10 protein-coding genes and 3 pseudogenes are annotated in these 17,156 nt (G+C 53.2%); 10 read left to right on the top strand and 3 right to left on the bottom strand.

The window, feature by feature from the left end; translation table 11 throughout:
* The first annotated feature begins 23 nt into the window (after nt 1-23).
* From BM348_RS19135 to BM348_RS19125, 3 genes are read left to right on the top strand one after another with little or no spacing between them, the layout of a single operon-like run.
* Entirely contained in the window at nt 24-521 is a 498-nt protein-coding gene (locus BM348_RS19135; protein ID WP_092907568.1) for a tripartite tricarboxylate transporter TctB family protein, read from the top strand.
* The gene (locus BM348_RS19130; RefSeq protein WP_092907508.1) at nt 522-2,030 is read left to right on the top strand and encodes a tripartite tricarboxylate transporter permease; all 1,509 of its coding nucleotides are present in this window, start codon (nt 522-524) and stop codon (nt 2,028-2,030) included.
* Entirely contained in the window at nt 2,031-3,161 is a 1,131-nt protein-coding gene (locus tag BM348_RS19125; protein WP_092907506.1) for a PrpF domain-containing protein, read from the top strand.
* On the opposite strand, the gene BM348_RS19120 is transcribed toward BM348_RS19125, so the two are convergent.
* Nucleotides 3,134-4,528, bottom strand: a complete 1,395-nt coding sequence (locus BM348_RS19120; RefSeq protein ID WP_245779550.1) for an SLC13 family permease — start codon at nt 4,526-4,528, stop codon at nt 3,134-3,136. The two genes, BM348_RS19125 and BM348_RS19120, sit on opposite strands and share 28 nt — an antisense overlap.
* Before the next feature lie 264 nt (nt 4,529-4,792).
* Nucleotides 4,793-5,216 (bottom strand): annotated as a pseudogene (locus BM348_RS19115) (transposase); the annotation flags it as partial.
* A gap of 884 nt (nt 5,217-6,100) precedes the next feature.
* Here BM348_RS19115 and BM348_RS19110 point away from each other — a divergent pair.
* Entirely contained in the window at nt 6,101-6,526 is a 426-nt protein-coding gene (locus tag BM348_RS19110) for a universal stress protein (protein ID WP_092907502.1), read from the top strand.
* A gap of 985 nt (nt 6,527-7,511) precedes the next feature.
* Here BM348_RS19110 and BM348_RS19105 read toward each other — a convergent pair.
* Nucleotides 7,512-8,126 (bottom strand): annotated as a pseudogene (locus BM348_RS19105) (IS6 family transposase).
* 749 nt (nt 8,127-8,875) lie between these two features.
* Between BM348_RS19105 and BM348_RS19100 the strand changes: the two are divergent.
* The 6 genes and pseudogenes from BM348_RS19100 to BM348_RS19075 form a co-directional block, all read left to right on the top strand.
* Nucleotides 8,876-9,343 (top strand): pilin, encoded by a 468-nt coding sequence (locus BM348_RS19100; protein ID WP_394328119.1) that lies wholly within the window; start codon nt 8,876-8,878, stop codon nt 9,341-9,343.
* Between the two features lie 37 nt (nt 9,344-9,380).
* Complete coding sequence (locus tag BM348_RS19095; protein WP_092907500.1) at nt 9,381-11,144, top strand: hypothetical protein; 1,764 nt, start codon at nt 9,381-9,383, stop codon at nt 11,142-11,144.
* Entirely contained in the window at nt 11,134-12,009 is an 876-nt protein-coding gene (locus tag BM348_RS19090; protein WP_245779548.1) for a hypothetical protein, read from the top strand. The genes BM348_RS19095 and BM348_RS19090 overlap by 11 nt, the downstream gene beginning before the upstream one ends.
* Entirely contained in the window at nt 12,010-13,221 is a 1,212-nt protein-coding gene (locus tag BM348_RS19085) for a hypothetical protein (RefSeq protein ID WP_092907498.1), read from the top strand.
* Between the two features lie 5 nt (nt 13,222-13,226).
* Entirely contained in the window at nt 13,227-16,565 is a 3,339-nt protein-coding gene (locus tag BM348_RS19080) for a VirB4 family type IV secretion system protein (RefSeq protein WP_092907496.1), read from the top strand.
* Nucleotides 16,566-16,569: 4 nt separating this feature from the next.
* A pseudogene (locus BM348_RS19075) lies at nt 16,570-17,156 on the top strand (hypothetical protein); the annotation flags it as partial.

Here is a 17,156-nt window from a genome sequence, read left to right as displayed (position 1 = left end):
TGAGCACTTCCAAATCATCAGCTATGGACCGCCTTACCAACATGGCACGCGGCGAACACGTGTTTGCCGCGCTGCTGGTAACACTTGCCGTCTACATGTTCATTACAGCCTATGATTTTCCACCGGCAGCACGCCTCTTTCCACAGGCTGCGTCTGGGATCGTCATAGTTGCAGCCACGCTCCGTGTCGTGAACCACTTTATCCCTTACGAGTTTACCAAAGGTGACTCCGTCGTCCTCAGCGGTTCAGGTGACGACGAGTCGTCGATGTCGGAAACGGAGGAAAGTGGGGAAACAGAAAACCGGACCCGAATGCTTGTCCTAGGTGTGCTCATTACGGGGTATATCCTCGGAGGCTTCGCCGTTGGACTGTTCTGGGTAACTCCGCCCTTCGCGCTCGCATACCTCGTGTACACGGGCCAGAAGTGGTGGGTGACCGCGATTATCACCGCCGCACTAACGGGGGTCGCCTATGTCTTCATCGTGCTCATGAAACTCGACCTCGTAACGGGGGGGATCTGAATGACAGATATTAGTATACTCCTCAACGCGATCGAAATGGTGTTCTCATGGCCGGGCATTGCGTTCATCACTCTCGGCGTCATCATCGGCGTCATCGGTGGTAGTCTCCCCGGTGTCGGCGGAGCACTCACTTTGGCGATTGCAATACCGTTCACAATCCAGCTAGAGAGTGTTAACGCAATTATCTTCCTCATTGGGGCATACAACGGTGTTATGTACGGGGGAAGTATCTCCGCAATTCTATTCAACGTCCCCGGTTCCGCGTCCGCAGCAGCGACGACACTCGAGGGCTATCCGATGGCGAGAGAGGGACGTGCCGTTGATGCACTCACAATTTCTGCTGTCTCCTCAAGTATCGGTGACTTCCTCGGTGGAGTGGCCATTCTTGCGATTCTTCCCGCACTCGTCACAATCGTTCTCATGTTCGGGACTCCTGAATACTTCTTGGTCGCAGTCCTTGGCCTCGCGCTCATCATAGTCGTCTCTGAAGGGAATTTCCTACGAGATGCGATGGCAGGTGGATTCGGCGTGATGCTCGCAACTGTCGGAGTCGCGCCAATGCTCCCAACATCCCGCTATACGTTCGGCCAGCTCGGTCTGTACAACGGAATCAACTTCGTTGCAGCCCTCATTGGGATTTTCGCAGTCTCGGAGATGCTCCGCCTGAGCAAGCAGGGAGGAACGATTTCTCGCGGTGGGGACATCGACGTCGGAGGGAGCGTCCTATCTGGTATCCGGACGGTCCTCTCGAAACCTATTACGCTCATCAAGTCTTCAGTTGTGGGGCTACTTATCGGTGCAATTCCTGGTTCCGGGGGGTCTGTCTCGACGTTCGTCGCGTACGGAGAGGCAAAACGTGCCTCCGAAAACCCTGAAAAATTTGGAAACGGCGCCGAAGAAGGGATTGTTGCCACCGAGTCTTCGAACAATGCTACAGTAAGCGGATCTCTGATTCCGACACTTACGTTTGGTATCCCTGGGAGCACTACGACTGCCGTCCTCATCGGTGCGCTCATGCTCCACGGTATCCGTCCTGGTCCGGCTCTCTTCAGCTCGCAAATCAATCTCACGTACTCAATTTTTGTCTCACTCGTTGCGTGCAGCTTCATAATCCTCGCCCTTGGGCTCCTCGTAGTTCGGTGGGCAGGTTATCTCACGACGGTAAATACCTCTGTAATTATCCCCATCATCATCGTACTATCCGTTCTGGGTGCGTTCTCACTCAACTCGAATTACTTCGACGTATTCGTCGTTCTCACATTGGGTATTATTGGGTATTTCATGCAGTCATACGACTATTCCCTCGTCGCGTTCCTCTTGGGGCTCATTCTCGGCCCCATCGCAGAGGAGAACCTCGCTCGATCGCTTGCCCTCAGCAACGGGAGTTTAGATATCTTCTTCGCAACGCCTCTTCGACTGTTGCTAGTCGTTGCAACTGTAGTGATCGTCGTCGGTCCATATCTTGGTCCGGTGCTGAAACAACAATTCGGTACAACCTCAGAAGTTTAGATGGATCAAAATTCTATCCAGTGCGCACTCGTTCGCGGAGGAACCAGTAAGGGCGTCGCCGTGACTCGCGATGAACTACCAGAAGATAATACGAACGCGGCTCTCCTCTCGCTGTTCGGGAGTCCCGATGAGCGTCAAATCGATGGACTCGGCGGCGGGACATCGACGACATCGAAACTGATGATTGTCGAAGAAAGTGACCGTGCCGATATCGATATTGATTACGAGTTCGGTCAGGTTAGCGTTCGTGATTCGACCATTGACTATGGTGGAAACTGTGGTAACATGACGACTGTCGTCGGACCGTTTGCCGCGGATGAGAACATGGTTGATGTTCCTTATAACGGCGAAGCTACGGTCACGCTCTATAATAAGAACACAGAGACACGGATTGAGCAAACATTCGATATCGTGGATGATCGTGCAACCACCGTAGGTAACCATCAGATCCACGGCGTCCCCGGAACTGGTGCTAAGGTCGAAACGACGTTCTACGACCCGGCGGGCACAGCCGAAAAGGGGTTATTCCCGTTCGATGAACCGGTAACGACACTTGACGTCGATGGAGTGCCTGTCGAGATGACTGTCTTGGATGTCACGACTCCCGTCGTTTTCGTCCAGGCATCCAGCCTCAGTGTAACTGGCACGGAGTTGCCCGAGGATATTGATAACGATCCTGAGTTTCTGCACTGGATCGAGCAGATCCGTGCAACCGTGTGTGCGGAACTCGACATCGTTGATTCAGCCGAGGACGCGACCGCTGAATCGCCTGGGTTCCCGAAGGTAGCGTTCGTCGCACCACCAGCCGACTACGAAGCGACCGCGGGCTACGTCAGTGAATCAGAGATTGACATCACAGCCCGAATTATGAGTATGCAGTACCTTCATCCAGTGTATGCTGTAACGGGAGCATCGTGTACTGCAGCTGCTACACTGCTCGAGGGAACGATTCCGAATCGGGTGGCCGATGTCCCTGACGGTGAAAGAGTTGTACTTGGACATCCAAAGGGGAAAATGTCGGTCAAGGCTAACGTCAATAAGGACGAAGTAGAGAGCGTAACGGTTTCACGAACACAGCGGCGCTTAATGGAAGGACGAGCGTTCTACACGCTTGAGACCAACGGCCAGTAGAACAACCACGCGACGGCGATAACACCCAACGAGAGAAAGAGTGTTACGACGCCGAATCGTGCAATATCTCTCTGTTTTAGTGGCCCCTCTTCGTACGCGAGTAGGGCAGACGTTGTGTTGAACGGTAGGAATGTTGTTCCACCAATAACGATGAGGAGTGAGAACGAGAGGTAGAGTTGGTTCACACCCAGCTCTTCCCCGATCCGAAGCGCAAAAGGAACAACAACGAGCAGCGCCGCAGACCCAGTTGAGAACACAATACGAACGCCGACTGCGACTAGAAGAAGAATACCAACGCTCGCGAACACCGGGAGAGCATTAAGCGGGATCGTCTCCAGAACCCGGTTGATGACGAGATTCACGACGCCTGTGTTTGTGAGTGCCTCAAGCAAAGAAAACATTGCTCCGACCAGAAAGAGCACGTTCCAGCTTACGTTTGCGACGGCATCTGCACGGATGATACGAATATTGGGTAATGCAAGAACGAGAACTGCCGCTGCAGCAGGGAGAATTGTCGGGACACCAAAAAAAGATCCGATGATCCAAGCGAGGACTGTCCCGGACATCACAGCGGCAACAATTCGTTGTTCACGGTTGAAACCAGTAGTGGTATTTCTGTCCTTCGGTTCTGGAATATCTGCGTAATCAAGTGGATAGAGCGCGAAAATGGAAATAGCACCGAGTAGGTATAGAGCAGTTGCGGGGGGTGCCATGTACAGTGCCCATTGAACCCAAGTTACGGGACCAACAAGCGAGTGAATAAGTTCAGCAGTGACAACAGCCATTCCACCGCCGGTCATGAGACCGACGGATGCAAGCGGGTTAACTTGACCAAGAATCAAAAAGGCTGTTTGTGAAAAGTCAGAATTGAGGGATAGATCAAATGAAGCTCGGAGACGACGCACGACAGGGATCAGAGCTACGGTCCGGGCTGCAGCAGAAGGCATAAAGACAGCCAAAGGGAGAAGTGTCGTTGTTAACGAACGAAGTGCACGTGTAGGCGAGTCTTCCGATCCAAGGAGATGGTCTGCGAGTCGAGCATCTAGATTAACTTCAGAAATTGTGTTCCCCAGCAAAAAGAGCAAGAGTAGGAAGAAAACAAGTGAAGAAGAAAAGCCGGACGCAGCGGCCTGAATGGAGTTCGTAACCCCGAGTGCGTAGAGAAGCATAACCGAAGTGATGCTTGAGACCATGTAGGGAACAGTGTGAGTCAGCCAAAGAAGAAGCGTTGCAAAGAATATTGCAGTTGCAGTAAGACCATTATCGGTCATTCCGATGGGCGGATTAGCCACTATTCCACCAACAACTATCATAGTAGAGATGATAAGTCCGAAGATGGAACTGTGGTTTGTTAGATTGTTCACCACAATAGGAAAACCGTGCTTATTTAGATTAAATTTGTGGTTCAGGCAAGTAGATCGATAGATACAGTCGGTTTGTACATCATCCAGGGGAATAGGCGTTCTACAGTAGACTCTCTGGCTACTAATCATATCGCCTGCCACGGACACACTTCTGTTCGTAACCGCTGCTGCGTTTCTGGACGGGTGGCAATGGTGGACGACGACGTTAGCCTGAACAACACGTATCTGCCGATCGCTCTTGTGGCGGAGATTGTTGGTGAGTTATATGAGTTTGTCCTTCGAGACGCCTTGATGCGGCGAGAGCCACTGCCGCTGGCGCGACGCTGGCTCTCGCACGTATTCACGTGCACGTCTCGATCAACGTACTCACCGTCGCCGTGGATGACGTATTCGCGGTCGAAAGCATTATCCTTGTCAAGTGGTGCGTACAGCTAAAAGCCGTCGGTGTAGACGGCCAACAACTCCTGCTGGCCGACCGCCAGCAGGAGTTGAATCGTCGATTCATTCGCGACCTTCGCCGGAATCACGTACCGCTCACCACTACCACAACCTGCGAGAATGAACACGGGGAGCTTGTCCTGGTGTATGCTCCATGTCCGCGCGTGGACAGGCCACGCGAGCGCGACGGGCCATTGCGTTCGCGGCCTTTGACCCCGGCTCGTACATACAGCTCATCGATCACAGATTCGCCACTGTAGCATGGGTAATACACGCCGTCACTCAGCGAACCTGCTGGCACAGGTTCGCGGCCCGACGCTTCGAGACGAACATATTGATTGGGAACATTGCTTGTCGAGTGACCCGATTGCGTCACCCTTGCCCTCTGTGACTTCCAGCGATTACTGAGGTCTGACCAATAATTCTCTACCAAAACCGCTGCCGATTGAGTGGAGACAACTCGCTTCGATCCCGGCGAGCATGGCGCACTGGATGCCACGTTTTTGACCACGAAGCGGCACAAACCACTGCTCAACCGTTCGGATCGCCATATATGGATGCTGAAACAACAATCCTGATTGATACGGAGCGGTACTGTCTTGGACAGTCACTGTTCAGTACACTGCCCCCATGTTACACAGGTGAGCCGCCTTGTAGCGCTGACAATACAGTGGACGTTGAAACCGTCACTAGAAGATTAAGGTTGCGACGGGCACTCACTACGGAACGACCCTAAATAGCGGATGTCCGGTCGGTAATCAAATATCGGTTGTTCGTTGCCCACGAGCAAGACCATAACGCACAGTTAGACAGTAATTTCTTCGGGAACATTGGATGTCTGAGACGGTGTTTTCAGACATCAGCGTCGATACGAGTCGCTGTCCGGCCACGCACGCGGTACAGTATTTTGTGAACTCCCGCTCATTGTCACCGTCACAACCTCGAACAAACCATAATGAAGTGGTTCTGGCCCCCTTTCGTGGATTCAATAGAGCAGACTGGTCCTATTGTGACTTGGCGAACGAGAAATCGTGAGATAGCGCAACATCGATAATTTCATACGAGACTGACATACAATCAGTCTTCTCGTTCATTGTCCAGAGTAAGAATAAAGTACCATGATGATATTCATCTTCCATGGTAATTGTCGCAGCCGTGGATCGGTCAGATCGAGCAGACACCGTCATTAAACAAGCCGAAGTACTCGCAGAGACTTTTGATGACACAATTCATATTATCCATGTTTTGTCTACGTCAGAATTCGTTGATTTGGGAAGGACAAAAGCAAAAAAGGGGGATTCAATAGACTTGGAATCTGTAAAAAATGTTGCATCAGATATCGCAGAAGAGGCTGCAGAGCCCCTCATCAGCCAGTTTGAAGCTATTGGATTAATGGGTGATCCTGCAGATGAAATTATTAACTATGCTGATGAGCAAAATGCACGGTATATTGTTGTGGCAGGTCGTAAACGATCTCCTGCGGGAAAAGCTATCTTCGGTAGTGTGAATCAGTCAATACTACTAAACTCTGATTGTCCAGTAGTGATGTCCACAGATAATTAATTTACGTTCATTTTCATCATAGGCTATCGAATTGGGAATATTTCTACGCTATTGGGTCCGCTAAGACAGGGGAAAGGGATAGTGTCAGCTATATATTCATAACTTTCGAGTCTGTGACTGATTACTTTACTAATCATTCACAGTGAGTAATGGCGAGTATGCAGCCCACTCATGCGCAAACTCGTTAGCCAAATCATTTGTGCCCAGCACCATGTCGGCGGCATCCGTACCTTTTTCGACTCTACAGCACAACAGTATCAACGATTTCAATATCGAACCCCTCAAACTACCATCAAAAATTTATTATGACAACTACGGGGCGTGCATATTGTTGTCAAGCTAAATAATATTATGATTATTATCGTATCACGGATAGAGTTAATAATCACTACGTGAGGGATTACTCTGATGCCAAGACTTCAGACGGTGCCACACCAAGAGTACCAGTGTCCAGAATGTGATGGTGTTTTGGGTTGTAATCAAGGGGCGTGGGAATGTTTCAATTGTGATTACGTCCCATTCCACGGTGCAGATTAAGAACCAATGAAGTCAGAAACACCTATAGAAGGAATTACCGTTAGTGGTACTGTTAATCTCGATATGAGATCGGTGATGGCGATGGTCCTGGTATCAAAGGTAGGAAGATATTAAAGTTTACTTCTCGAATACCACCGTAATTAGTTACTTGACTCCGCACCTTAGCAAAAGAGATAATTGAAAAAGTAAGTGATGGAGCTAAACCGCCGGAGACGTGCACAAGGAAGGCGTTCAAGGGAACGGCAGCGGGTCACATAACTCGTATAGGGTGCGCGTCCTGTCGTCATGAAGGAACCACGACATGGGAGATCGGCCTTGGAGCGCCCGAAGACGCCCTTTCGTAATTTTAATAAGCTTGTTGAAGCTATATATTTCACTCTGAATCAACTCCTCGTTCACAGGATGACAACTATTCAATTTTCAGGATTAAGTAGTTAAGCGACATCCATCAGACGGAGAATGATTGTGGTGGTGTGTTGACAGTTAATCGATCGACGTGACTAATACTATTAATGAACGAATGAGTATGTAATTTTGTCTCTCTATACACATGTTTATTGTGTTCCGATTTCCATGGAGTCCGGGTCGAAATTGGAGTCCATCTCGTTACAATGCAGCCGCTAGATGGTGTGCTCGATCAACGAGAACACGGCGTCATCGACGTTGTGTTTCACACGAAGTTCTCACAAAAGCCATTAGGTCAATGTTGTCGTGGTTGTTGCAAAGAGGTGTAAATCAGGAATTCGCTCGTTTCGGGATCGACAGCAGCGTACAGCCAGAACTGTTGGCTGTTAATTCGGATCACCATCTCGTTGAGTGCGACGTGATCCGAGCTCGCGCTATTGGCGGGCTGTAGATCGGCCTTCTGCACCCAGTCGTGGACGGCTTTCCGCGACCGTTTGACACGGAACTCCTCAATCTTTCATATAGTATTCAAGAATTATAATTATGCACGATGAAGACGAATACCGACCTTCATCAGCTGGGGCGGTGTCCGCTCTCGCTCCACAAAGTCTAATTCAATCCAGTCGCTACGACCACTGAAGCAAGCGACTTTCGCCATAGACCAACTGAAAATCACCTCGCCTCATCCTTCAGCCGTAACTAAACACGACCGGTCTGGCATATAACAGCTATTTATGCGTTCTTGGCATACATTCAGATGAGCGCAGAGGTGCTGCGTGGAGCCTGTGTGACCATGGCCCGCAAGCCCGGCGGGGCAAACCAAGGGGCGTGGAAGACGGACGTGGGCACAGGAAATGCACCTGATTTCTACATTCCCGAGAGCTGTGCTGCTAGCTCTTCCTATCCATTGTTCTGCAGGTACTGCACGACTGGGCGCACGGATCGATTGTTTCTACAATTCAGCCAGCTTTCTTGAGAGTTCCGTTTGTGACTCCAGGTGCCATACTATCAGTCCGCTAAGATAGATGGGTTGGTTTCTCGCCAACCTTCAGGTGTCTTTATCACAGCCTGATCATCAAGCTGTATCCTTCCCAAATTATGCAGTCATGTCTGTTAGTGTCTGCAATGTATTTTCCTGTCCAATAGCTATCTCTAATGGAAACTATTATGTATCTCAGATAATGAGTCATCACTATTGAAAAGTTAAAATAGAAATAATGATTCGAAATGCCGTTAATAAACTTGTTTCAATTATGCTCATCGATGCGTTGGGTTTGCTGTGGGTGGCCAGCAGCAATGCATTCGAAATTGCTCCTGAAACGCTGCCTGGGTGGGTGATCCCGCACGATATTGGCCACCGAGACCTCGAGCGACACGACAACAATCTGCTTAGGAATCATCACTAGCATGAGTAACAACTCTTTCGACAATTCGTCTGATCGTCCTGCTAACAACCCCGAAGAGTCAGCGTCAGTGTTGACTCGTACTCGACAGCAGTTTGTCCAGGTTTCACCACAGCTACTCTCGATCAGTGTCTGGCTGGCCTTTCTGCTGGTCGTCACTGGTTCAGTGACGGCCCAGTCAGATGTTGGTGATGTCTACTGTGGGACTGGCGTCGAAACGGGGATCACTATCGTCTTCGGTGCGATTGCTGGTCTCGGGCTCCCCGCGACAGGCTTCTACGTTTGTCGAGCAGGCCTCTCGTACATGCGTGCGGGTGGCAACCCTGAGAAGAAGAACAACGCCAAAGAGCGGCTGGTGATGTCGGGTCTCGGGTTCGGGATCATCGTTCTCGCGCTCATCTCGCCCGAACTCATCGATAACATTGGCAGTCAGATGGGATTCGACTTCTCCAGTTGTGTCAAGCCATTCTAGGTCCTGAAACTTTCGAAACCAAACCTCACAACTGTCGATGGCCCCACTTCGCCCGATGATCGTCGTCGTCCTCCTTGTTACGAGTAGCCTCGCCATTGGACTGATGGGCACCGCAGCAGCCACCTCATCAGATGCGTCCTCGAGTACCGCACTCCCTGAGGACGGCTCTGATTACGGCGTCAACGAGTCGCGGTTTCAGCTGCTGTGGTCGGAAGACACGGATCAGGAGAACCTCTCGAGCGCTGATTTCACAGAGAACGCGTCCTCACCTGCGGTGTTCTCCCAGCGCCTCTCGAGGTCGACGGACTACCTCTTCGACGAACCGGTCGAGGATGTCGAACGCTGGAATAGCGGTGACTTCGGGGACTATGCTGCTGGTGATGAAGACACATCAGTCCACCCCGAGGCAGCAGCCCTCGAGGATGGACGCTTCATCAAAGATGCACACGCCACCATCTTCACAGTCAATCCGTCGACGGTCCTCCAGTCGGGGAATGAATCGACGACGTATATCGCGCCAGAGGGCGAGGTCCTCGCAATCTCCGACTATCGAGTTGAGGTGCCAGACGACGGCAAGAGCGGATCAGTACGCGAGGAATGGTCGCTCGAGGAGACCGCCCTCGAGAGTGTCGCCCTCCAAGTCGACGGGCAAACAATCGATTCGAACACAAGCCATCGATCGACCCTCGAGTACAGTGATCTATCAGGAGCCCCCACGCTGACAGTTGAAGCAGAGATCTCTGCTCAACTTCGTCAGGAGGAGCGGACGTGTGACGAGTATAATCAAAGCACGGATTCCTGTGAGGGCTCGTGGGAGACAGCGATCAACCACCCCTCCGAACAGCTCACAGTAACTGACTCGCTCGAGACCGCTGTCAACCGAGTCGACACCGCCGATGGAAATCAGACGGCGTTCGAAACCGATGATAATCGTACCGGTGCTGTCGTTCATCCAGGCACCGTCTGGTCAGACATCGATATCGACGACGAGACACGGGTTCGCGGAAATTGGCGCTTCTATTCCGCAGGTGCAGACGGCTGGCACACGATGGTCTCACGCACTGAATCAGGCGCAACTCGAGAGAATTCTACCGTTCGTCCGGCACAGCTCTATGCGGTCGCAATGCAGGCGGAACCAGACGTATCGGGTGGCGCGACCGATACTGTCGAACCAGCTCTCGAGATCGAAGCAGCCTGGGGAAGTGAACATGAGGGCCCGTCCCTCGATGCCGAGATCGACGTTACCCCAGTCGATCAGTACGTGAATACGACATCCGTTGCGCTGCAGTCGGAATCCCTCCCAGCAGGTTCGTTCGACTCAGTGACCGTTCACGGCATCGTTCGTGGCCAGTCACAATCAGTCTCGCTCGAGAACGAAGGCACCGTCCACGAAACGAATCTCGATCTGACCGTTCTCGAGGCCAATTCTTCGGGAGCGATTGTCGAAGCAGCAGTCACCGAAACCGCAACTGGCGAGCCAGTGACGACTGGGCGAGTGGAAGTCGGCAATCAGTCGGCTTCCGTCAACGCCAGTGGCATGGCTCGCCTCCATCTCGAGGAGCGGCCATCGCTGCTGGTTGACGGGACGTACGTTGCTGCAGACTGGTGGGATGCAGAGACGATGTATGCCGCAGCCGAAGACAGAGCGAAGATCCCACCGAAATACCCGAAGTTTGCCCAGCTCGTCCAACTAGCGCTCGTGACGCTCTTGTGGTTCCTGCCAGTTTCCCTGGCCGTCTACGGGTTTGACTACCTGTCTGACGGCACATTTCTTGGACTTACAGACAACAATGACCGATAACACCCCTACTCACGAGAGTCGTATCGCCCGCCGATCAGTCCTTGCGACCATCGGGCTCAGTACTGCCGGGCTCGCAGGCTGTACGTCGAACACAGATTCAGATCCCTCCAATAATAGTACAGAGGACGGCTCTGGCCTCGACACCGAAGACAGCGATGTCTTCGCGAACGTCGAGATGAACGGCAAGAATCTCGAGGTTGAAGTGACTGAGGAGACTTCGACCGAAGTCATCACCCTCCGGGATCCGGATGGTGAGATAGTTGATCAAGATAGTCTTGGGGATGACGACACCGAGGTCGCGTTCGAGATCCTTGGCAGATATGAAGATGATATCGCCACTGGCAAGTACGAACTCGTTGCCCTCGAGAGTCGTGGGAGCGACGACCCGATCGACTCAACGACGATCACGCTCGATGCAGAGTGTACGATCACCGACGTGCTCTGGGCGGCCGAGAACCCAGATATGGACTGGGACAAGAATTCGCCAGTTTGGGATGAATACGCAGCAGTTGTTATAGAGAACAAGGGAACGATTCCCTCCTTACTCACTGAACTTCGGTGGAAAGGCGCACCAGCCGCCAAGTTAGGCCGCGACGATACAGTCTCGTATCACCATGAGACGCGGTTACCGCCCGGAGAGACGACTGCTTATTCGTTTGGCCAAATCTACCAGACGAGTGGTGCGGGAGGGTCGCTAGACTGCAGCGAATTAGGCATAGAACCGATGACAGTGACAGCTGTCGTTCAGGTAGGACCAGATCCGTCGTATACTCAGCAAATCGAGTACGGTGGTGACCAGTCGTGTGACCTTACGATTGTCGAGGGCAGTCCAACTGACTCGGATTCTACTGGCGGTGAGAACTAAATGCCATGGCTACAGGACCAAGTCGAAGATGGGATTCAAAACGTTATTGAGAGATTCACCAATGCAATCCTTGGGCTGGTAAACGATATCTACGGAGCGCTTTTGGAGCCCGTTGTCGGTGTTCCAGCACCGGAATCGGACTCTCAGTATATCGTTGTTGGAACTCCAGATGGGGAGCCATGGGCAAGTCTGTATCAGGATGTGTACCTGGCGTATATTATGCCGCTGGCGATTATGATGGTGATTATCTCGTTCGCGTTCATCGGGCTTCGCGCAGGGTCGATGAGTGACTATCGCCGAAAGCGACTCCTGAGACGGCTCGGAATCGTGTTCATGGGAACGTTCGTTTGGTTCCCCTTGGTCTCGATCCCGCTGCAATTCGTCGACGCAATTGGGACGACGATCGCGCCAATAGAAGATATGTCTGCGGGCCTTGGTGAACTTATTCAAGCAACTCTTGGAGGGACATTTGTAATCCTCGCGATGGTTGTCATCTCGAATTTCTTCTTAGTCGTTGCTGGACTCGTTGTTGCGCTCCGCTGGATCGGCATATTCGTGCTAACGGTCACTATGCCGCTTCTGGGAGTCCTTTGGGCGCTTGAAGTCTGGCCATTCACACCCGCAGCAAACATGGCTCGGCGAGCAGCAGGAATTTATCCTGGTCTCATCCTTGCTGGGATTCCGGCGGCGCTGCTCTTCCGAATTGGGTGGGAAGTCGGTGGGATTCAGACACTTGGCCAAAATGAGCTGTTCGCACTATTTATCGGGTTGACGCTGATCCCTGCGGCGGTTCTCGCAATGGTGATGACCGTCTACTGGAGCAGCCCCGCCGTCCGTACCATCGCCCAGAACAGTGTCACCGCTGCGAACCCATCGTCGGCTGCTGCCGGTGCTCGCAAAGCAAAAGCCGCATCTGGAAAGACCGTGCGTGACGCTCGAAACGTCCATCGGGGCTACGCCAACGGGAAGTACGGACCGATGGCCAAAGACGGGCAGACGAAACTCGGAGGCGGGAACTCGAAAGCGTACAAGCTCGGCGAATCGGCGAACTCGACGAAAGCACACGCACGTCAGTATAACAACCTCCGAAAATCCGACACGGGCCGGATGCGCGATAAAGCCAAAGACGACGCCAAACAGGTCACCCAAAAAACGTCGACCAAAGCCAAGCAGGGGCTCAGAAATACCAAAGAAAAGGTCTCGAGGTGGTGATTCGTATGAGCTCGAATACAGCGGACAGCGAGTACAACGCGCGAAAAATCCACCAGTCGCTGGGTGGAACCACGGCGTTCTTCCAGGGCTACACGATTGGCGAACTCATGCTGTTTCTCACAGTTGCGTTCGTCACCGTCATCGCAGCGACGTTCGTTCCCTCCGCACTCACGATCCCGATCCTCGGATTCGGGTGTATGCTTACGATTCTCCTCTTCCTGCTCCACAAAGTGAAGCCCGATTATCTCTGGCTCACTGAGTGGCTCGTCGCCCGATTTGGTTGGGCGCTCAAAAACAAGGAGTACACGCACGGTGGGGAGGATAACAGCGAAGTCCGGTATCTAACCCGTCTCAACCGTGTCTATCCACACGCCATCGAACGAACCGACGGCGCACTCGTTGGGGCGATGAAAGTCGAGCCGGCGAACATGGCTCTCGAGGATGACGACGCCTGGGCAAAAGCCGTCCAGTCGCTTTCGGAGTTCGTGAATTCGACCGTCGACTTCCCCGTGAAGGTCTATATCACTAGCCGCGAGGTGGATCAAGACGACGTCGTTCGCGAACACCAGAATCGGCTTGGCGATGCTGATGTTCGCTCACGCCCAGTCCTCAAACGCCTTCTCGAGGAGTACGTCGCTTCCAACACGAACGAAAACGGGGATGTGGACTCTGAAACGACCACCGTTCGAGAGTATTATCTCATCACTGCGGTGACCGACAGCGACATCGAACAATTCGATGAAACTGGTGACAGTGTTCTAGCGTACCTCGCTGATGTGCCTATTGTCGGGCGATTGTTTGGTCGATTCCAATCTGATGGACTGAGCGAATCAAGGCGTGATCAACTCAAAGAAGAGAAGCTCGAGTCGCGACTCTCCCAGCTCCGGCGTGGCGGCTCGTCGCTCTATCGGTGTTCGATCAGCCCCGTCGACGCATACGACCTTGCACGGATCACGAAGGAGTACTGGACGTGCCAGCCAGAGGAGTACGACGATATCTCGAGCGCGCTCGGGACGTTCCCGGTCGTCTCTCACGGGATCAGCGACGGTGTTCCAGCCACGCCAGACCCAGCAGATGTCATCGGCGCGATGGACAACTCGAGTGCGACCCAACGGAAGGCGGACACCAGCAGTGAGAAAGCTGAGGACTGGGAGTACTCCCTTGAGGATCTCGACTCGGACGAAACTGAGGAGGGAGATAATACCTCATCAGTGTCCGAAGAAGACCGTCTTCCGGACACGTCGACGATGCACCAGTCGGTTATCGCGCCGTCGACGATCGACTGGGAGACGACTTATGCCGTGATCAACGACGAGACGTTCGTCCGCACCTTCTGGATCGAACAGTTCCCCCAAGAGCCATCGGATGGACTCCTCGAGCGATTACTCCTCGAGACAGAGCTCAAGACGGATATCAGTATCCACCTGGATCCGTTCGATAGCCAGTCGGCGCAGGACATGATGGCTGACTGGATTTCGGATCTGAAGATCAACCAGCACGATTCGAACAGTCTCAGAGCCGAAGATCTCCAAGAGGACATCGATCAGGCGAAGTACATGCGCTCACTCGTTCGGGCGAACAAAGCCTCGTTCTATCGCGGCGGCGTATTCATTCGTCTCGCTGCCGAGAGCCAGCAAAAACTCGAGAATCAAACAACTCGGCTACGGTCAATCATCAAGGATGCGCCGGCGAACTGTACGCTGAAAGTCGCGAGTCGATGGCAGGAGCGAGGACTCGCGACAGTCTCACCGCTCGGACGGAACGAACTCGGTCGCGATCGAATGTCGACGCTGACCAACCAGGCCATCGGGGCCATGTTCCCCTTCTCATCGAACTACCAGATGATGGACGACGGGATCGAATACGGCTATCACGGCCACAACGGCTCGCCGATTCGAATCAACCCGTGGGAACTCGAGACCGGCCACAGCGAACTCGTCGTCGGAATGCCCGGGGCCGGAAAGACGTTCGGCGGGATCCTGCGCCATCTGCGGATGATGAAACGGCGTAACGATACGATGCTCGTACTCATCGACCCCGTTGGGGGTTTTCGCGGGATCGCCGACGCGCTGAATGCGAAGACGATCACCGTGGGTGGCGACACGAAACTGAATCCACTCGAGATCCGCGAGACACCACAGCACGTTCTCAACTCGAGTGACGGCGTCTCTCCTCTCTCGGCGAAGAAAGACGAGGTCTCCGCCGTTCTCGAGAACTTCCTCGAGGCTCGCGATATCGAACTGGGGACGGAGACGGGCGTCCTCTCGTATGTGATCGACGAAGCCTATCGACAGGCTGGAATCGTCGAAGACGACGTCTCGACGCATACGTCGGAAAACTCACCGACAATGCAGGACGTCCACCGAATCCTCTGTGATATCGCTGAGAATCCGGACGAGCACAACATCGCAGAATCCGAATCCGCTCGCGAACGTGCTGCCCAGTACGCCGATGAACTCGCGATCGCCTTCCAGCCGTTCCGTGAGGGTGGCTCCTACGAAAATCTCTCTCACCACTCGGAGATCGATATCCTCGAGGGTGACAACAAGGTCGTCTACATTGATCTGGGTCAGATCGAGGGCAGTGCCTCAGGTATCGATCGCCAGACGTTCCTGATGCAACTGCTGCTATCGACGATCTACCAGCAGGCGAAGAACACCCAACGTAATGTCGAACTCGCGATCGACGAAGCCCACTATCTCTTCGACGATCAGGCCAACCTCGACTTCCTCGAGACGGCGTTCCGTCACCAGCGCCATGCTGGCCTTCGAATGGTGTTGCTCTCGCAGACCGCCCAGGAGTTCTACGAGACCGAGCAAGCCGAGAAGATCATCGGGATGTGCCCGATCAAAGTCTTCCACAAACTGCCTGAACTCGACGATTCAACAGCAGACAAAATTGGGCTCACCAGAGAACAGCGCCAGTACGTCAGAGGTGCTGACGCCGGGAAAGAAGACCTCGGCTATAGTCAGGCACTCGTTCGTGTCGAAGAACACGGAACGTATCCTCTCCATGTAGTCGCAGACGACTTCGAGAAACGCGTCATCGACTACGAACCAGAGGATCAGGCCTTCCTCGAGCAGGCGATAAGCGACGAGCCAGCGGAACTGCTCGCTTTCGAAGAGTTCGTCGAGACCGAAGCACAGCAAAACGCGCTTGCGACTCGCCTTGACATCAGCGCCGAGACGGCGAGTCAACTTCTTGATGAGGATCTCACGAAAGCGGAGGTCCTCGATGTAGTCGTCGAACAAGCTCTCGAATCGGATGCAGACACCGAGGAGGCACCAATCCAGACTGACGGTGGAATCGAACAACGAACAATCGAACCTGAATATGACAGCTAAGACCATGACTACGCTCGATCGTTTCACGAAGATGCTCAGTTCGTCGCCCCAGTACGAGGCGACACAACTCGAGTTCGAAGAGCAGGAATCGTTCGTCCAACGCCAATCGGACACTCCCGGTACACTCCTGCGCATTCGTCCCTACAAAGAGAACGACGGTGTCGTGGATGGGGCGGGCGTCCTCCAGTCAGTCCACGACGTGACGACGAATTTCCGCGGGAAGAATACGAGTGATCATCACTCGTTCGAAGTCTGGTTCGACCAGGGGAAGATCACCTTCTATATGCACGCTGCCACGGAGGCAGCCGCCGACAAATTCCGCCGTCGCGTCGGGAACAACTACGCGAATAGCGAAATCTTCGCTGTCGAAGACGGGTATGCGTTCCCGGTGATTGACTCTGACGAGTACGTCGCCGGCGCCTGGCTCGAGATGGAGAAAATCCCGTACTACCCGATCCGCCATCACAACAGCGAAGGCTTCGAGACGGACCCCTACGGCGAAATCACCAGCGAGATGCTCTCACTCGACGACAGTACAGTCGTCACGCAGGTTGTTTTTCGACCGGCGAAACAGTCGTGGACCGAGGGTGA

This window comes from Halostagnicola kamekurae (genome assembly GCF_900116205.1).
Classification (GTDB): domain Archaea; phylum Halobacteriota; class Halobacteria; order Halobacteriales; family Natrialbaceae; genus Halostagnicola; species Halostagnicola kamekurae.
This window is presented reverse-complemented; position numbering and strand designations above follow the sequence as displayed.

Excerpts from the sequence above, each read along its gene's own strand:
- BM348_RS19080 (WP_092907496.1), top strand. The coding sequence starts at position 13,227 with ATGAGCTCGAATACAGCGGACAGCGAGTACAACGCGCGAAAAATCCAC.
- BM348_RS19100 (WP_394328119.1), top strand. The coding sequence starts at position 8,876 with ATGAGTAACAACTCTTTCGACAATTCGTCTGATCGTCCTGCTAACAAC.
- BM348_RS19135 (WP_092907568.1), top strand. The coding sequence starts at position 24 with ATGGACCGCCTTACCAACATGGCACGCGGCGAACACGTGTTTGCCGCG.
- BM348_RS19110 (WP_092907502.1), top strand. The coding sequence starts at position 6,101 with ATGGTAATTGTCGCAGCCGTGGATCGGTCAGATCGAGCAGACACCGTC.
- BM348_RS19085 (WP_092907498.1), top strand. The coding sequence starts at position 12,010 with ATGCCATGGCTACAGGACCAAGTCGAAGATGGGATTCAAAACGTTATT.
- BM348_RS19095 (WP_092907500.1), top strand. The coding sequence starts at position 9,381 with ATGGCCCCACTTCGCCCGATGATCGTCGTCGTCCTCCTTGTTACGAGT.
- BM348_RS19125 (WP_092907506.1), top strand. The coding sequence starts at position 2,031 with ATGGATCAAAATTCTATCCAGTGCGCACTCGTTCGCGGAGGAACCAGT.
- BM348_RS19090 (WP_245779548.1), top strand. The coding sequence starts at position 11,134 with ATGACCGATAACACCCCTACTCACGAGAGTCGTATCGCCCGCCGATCA.
- BM348_RS19130 (WP_092907508.1), top strand. The coding sequence starts at position 522 with ATGACAGATATTAGTATACTCCTCAACGCGATCGAAATGGTGTTCTCA.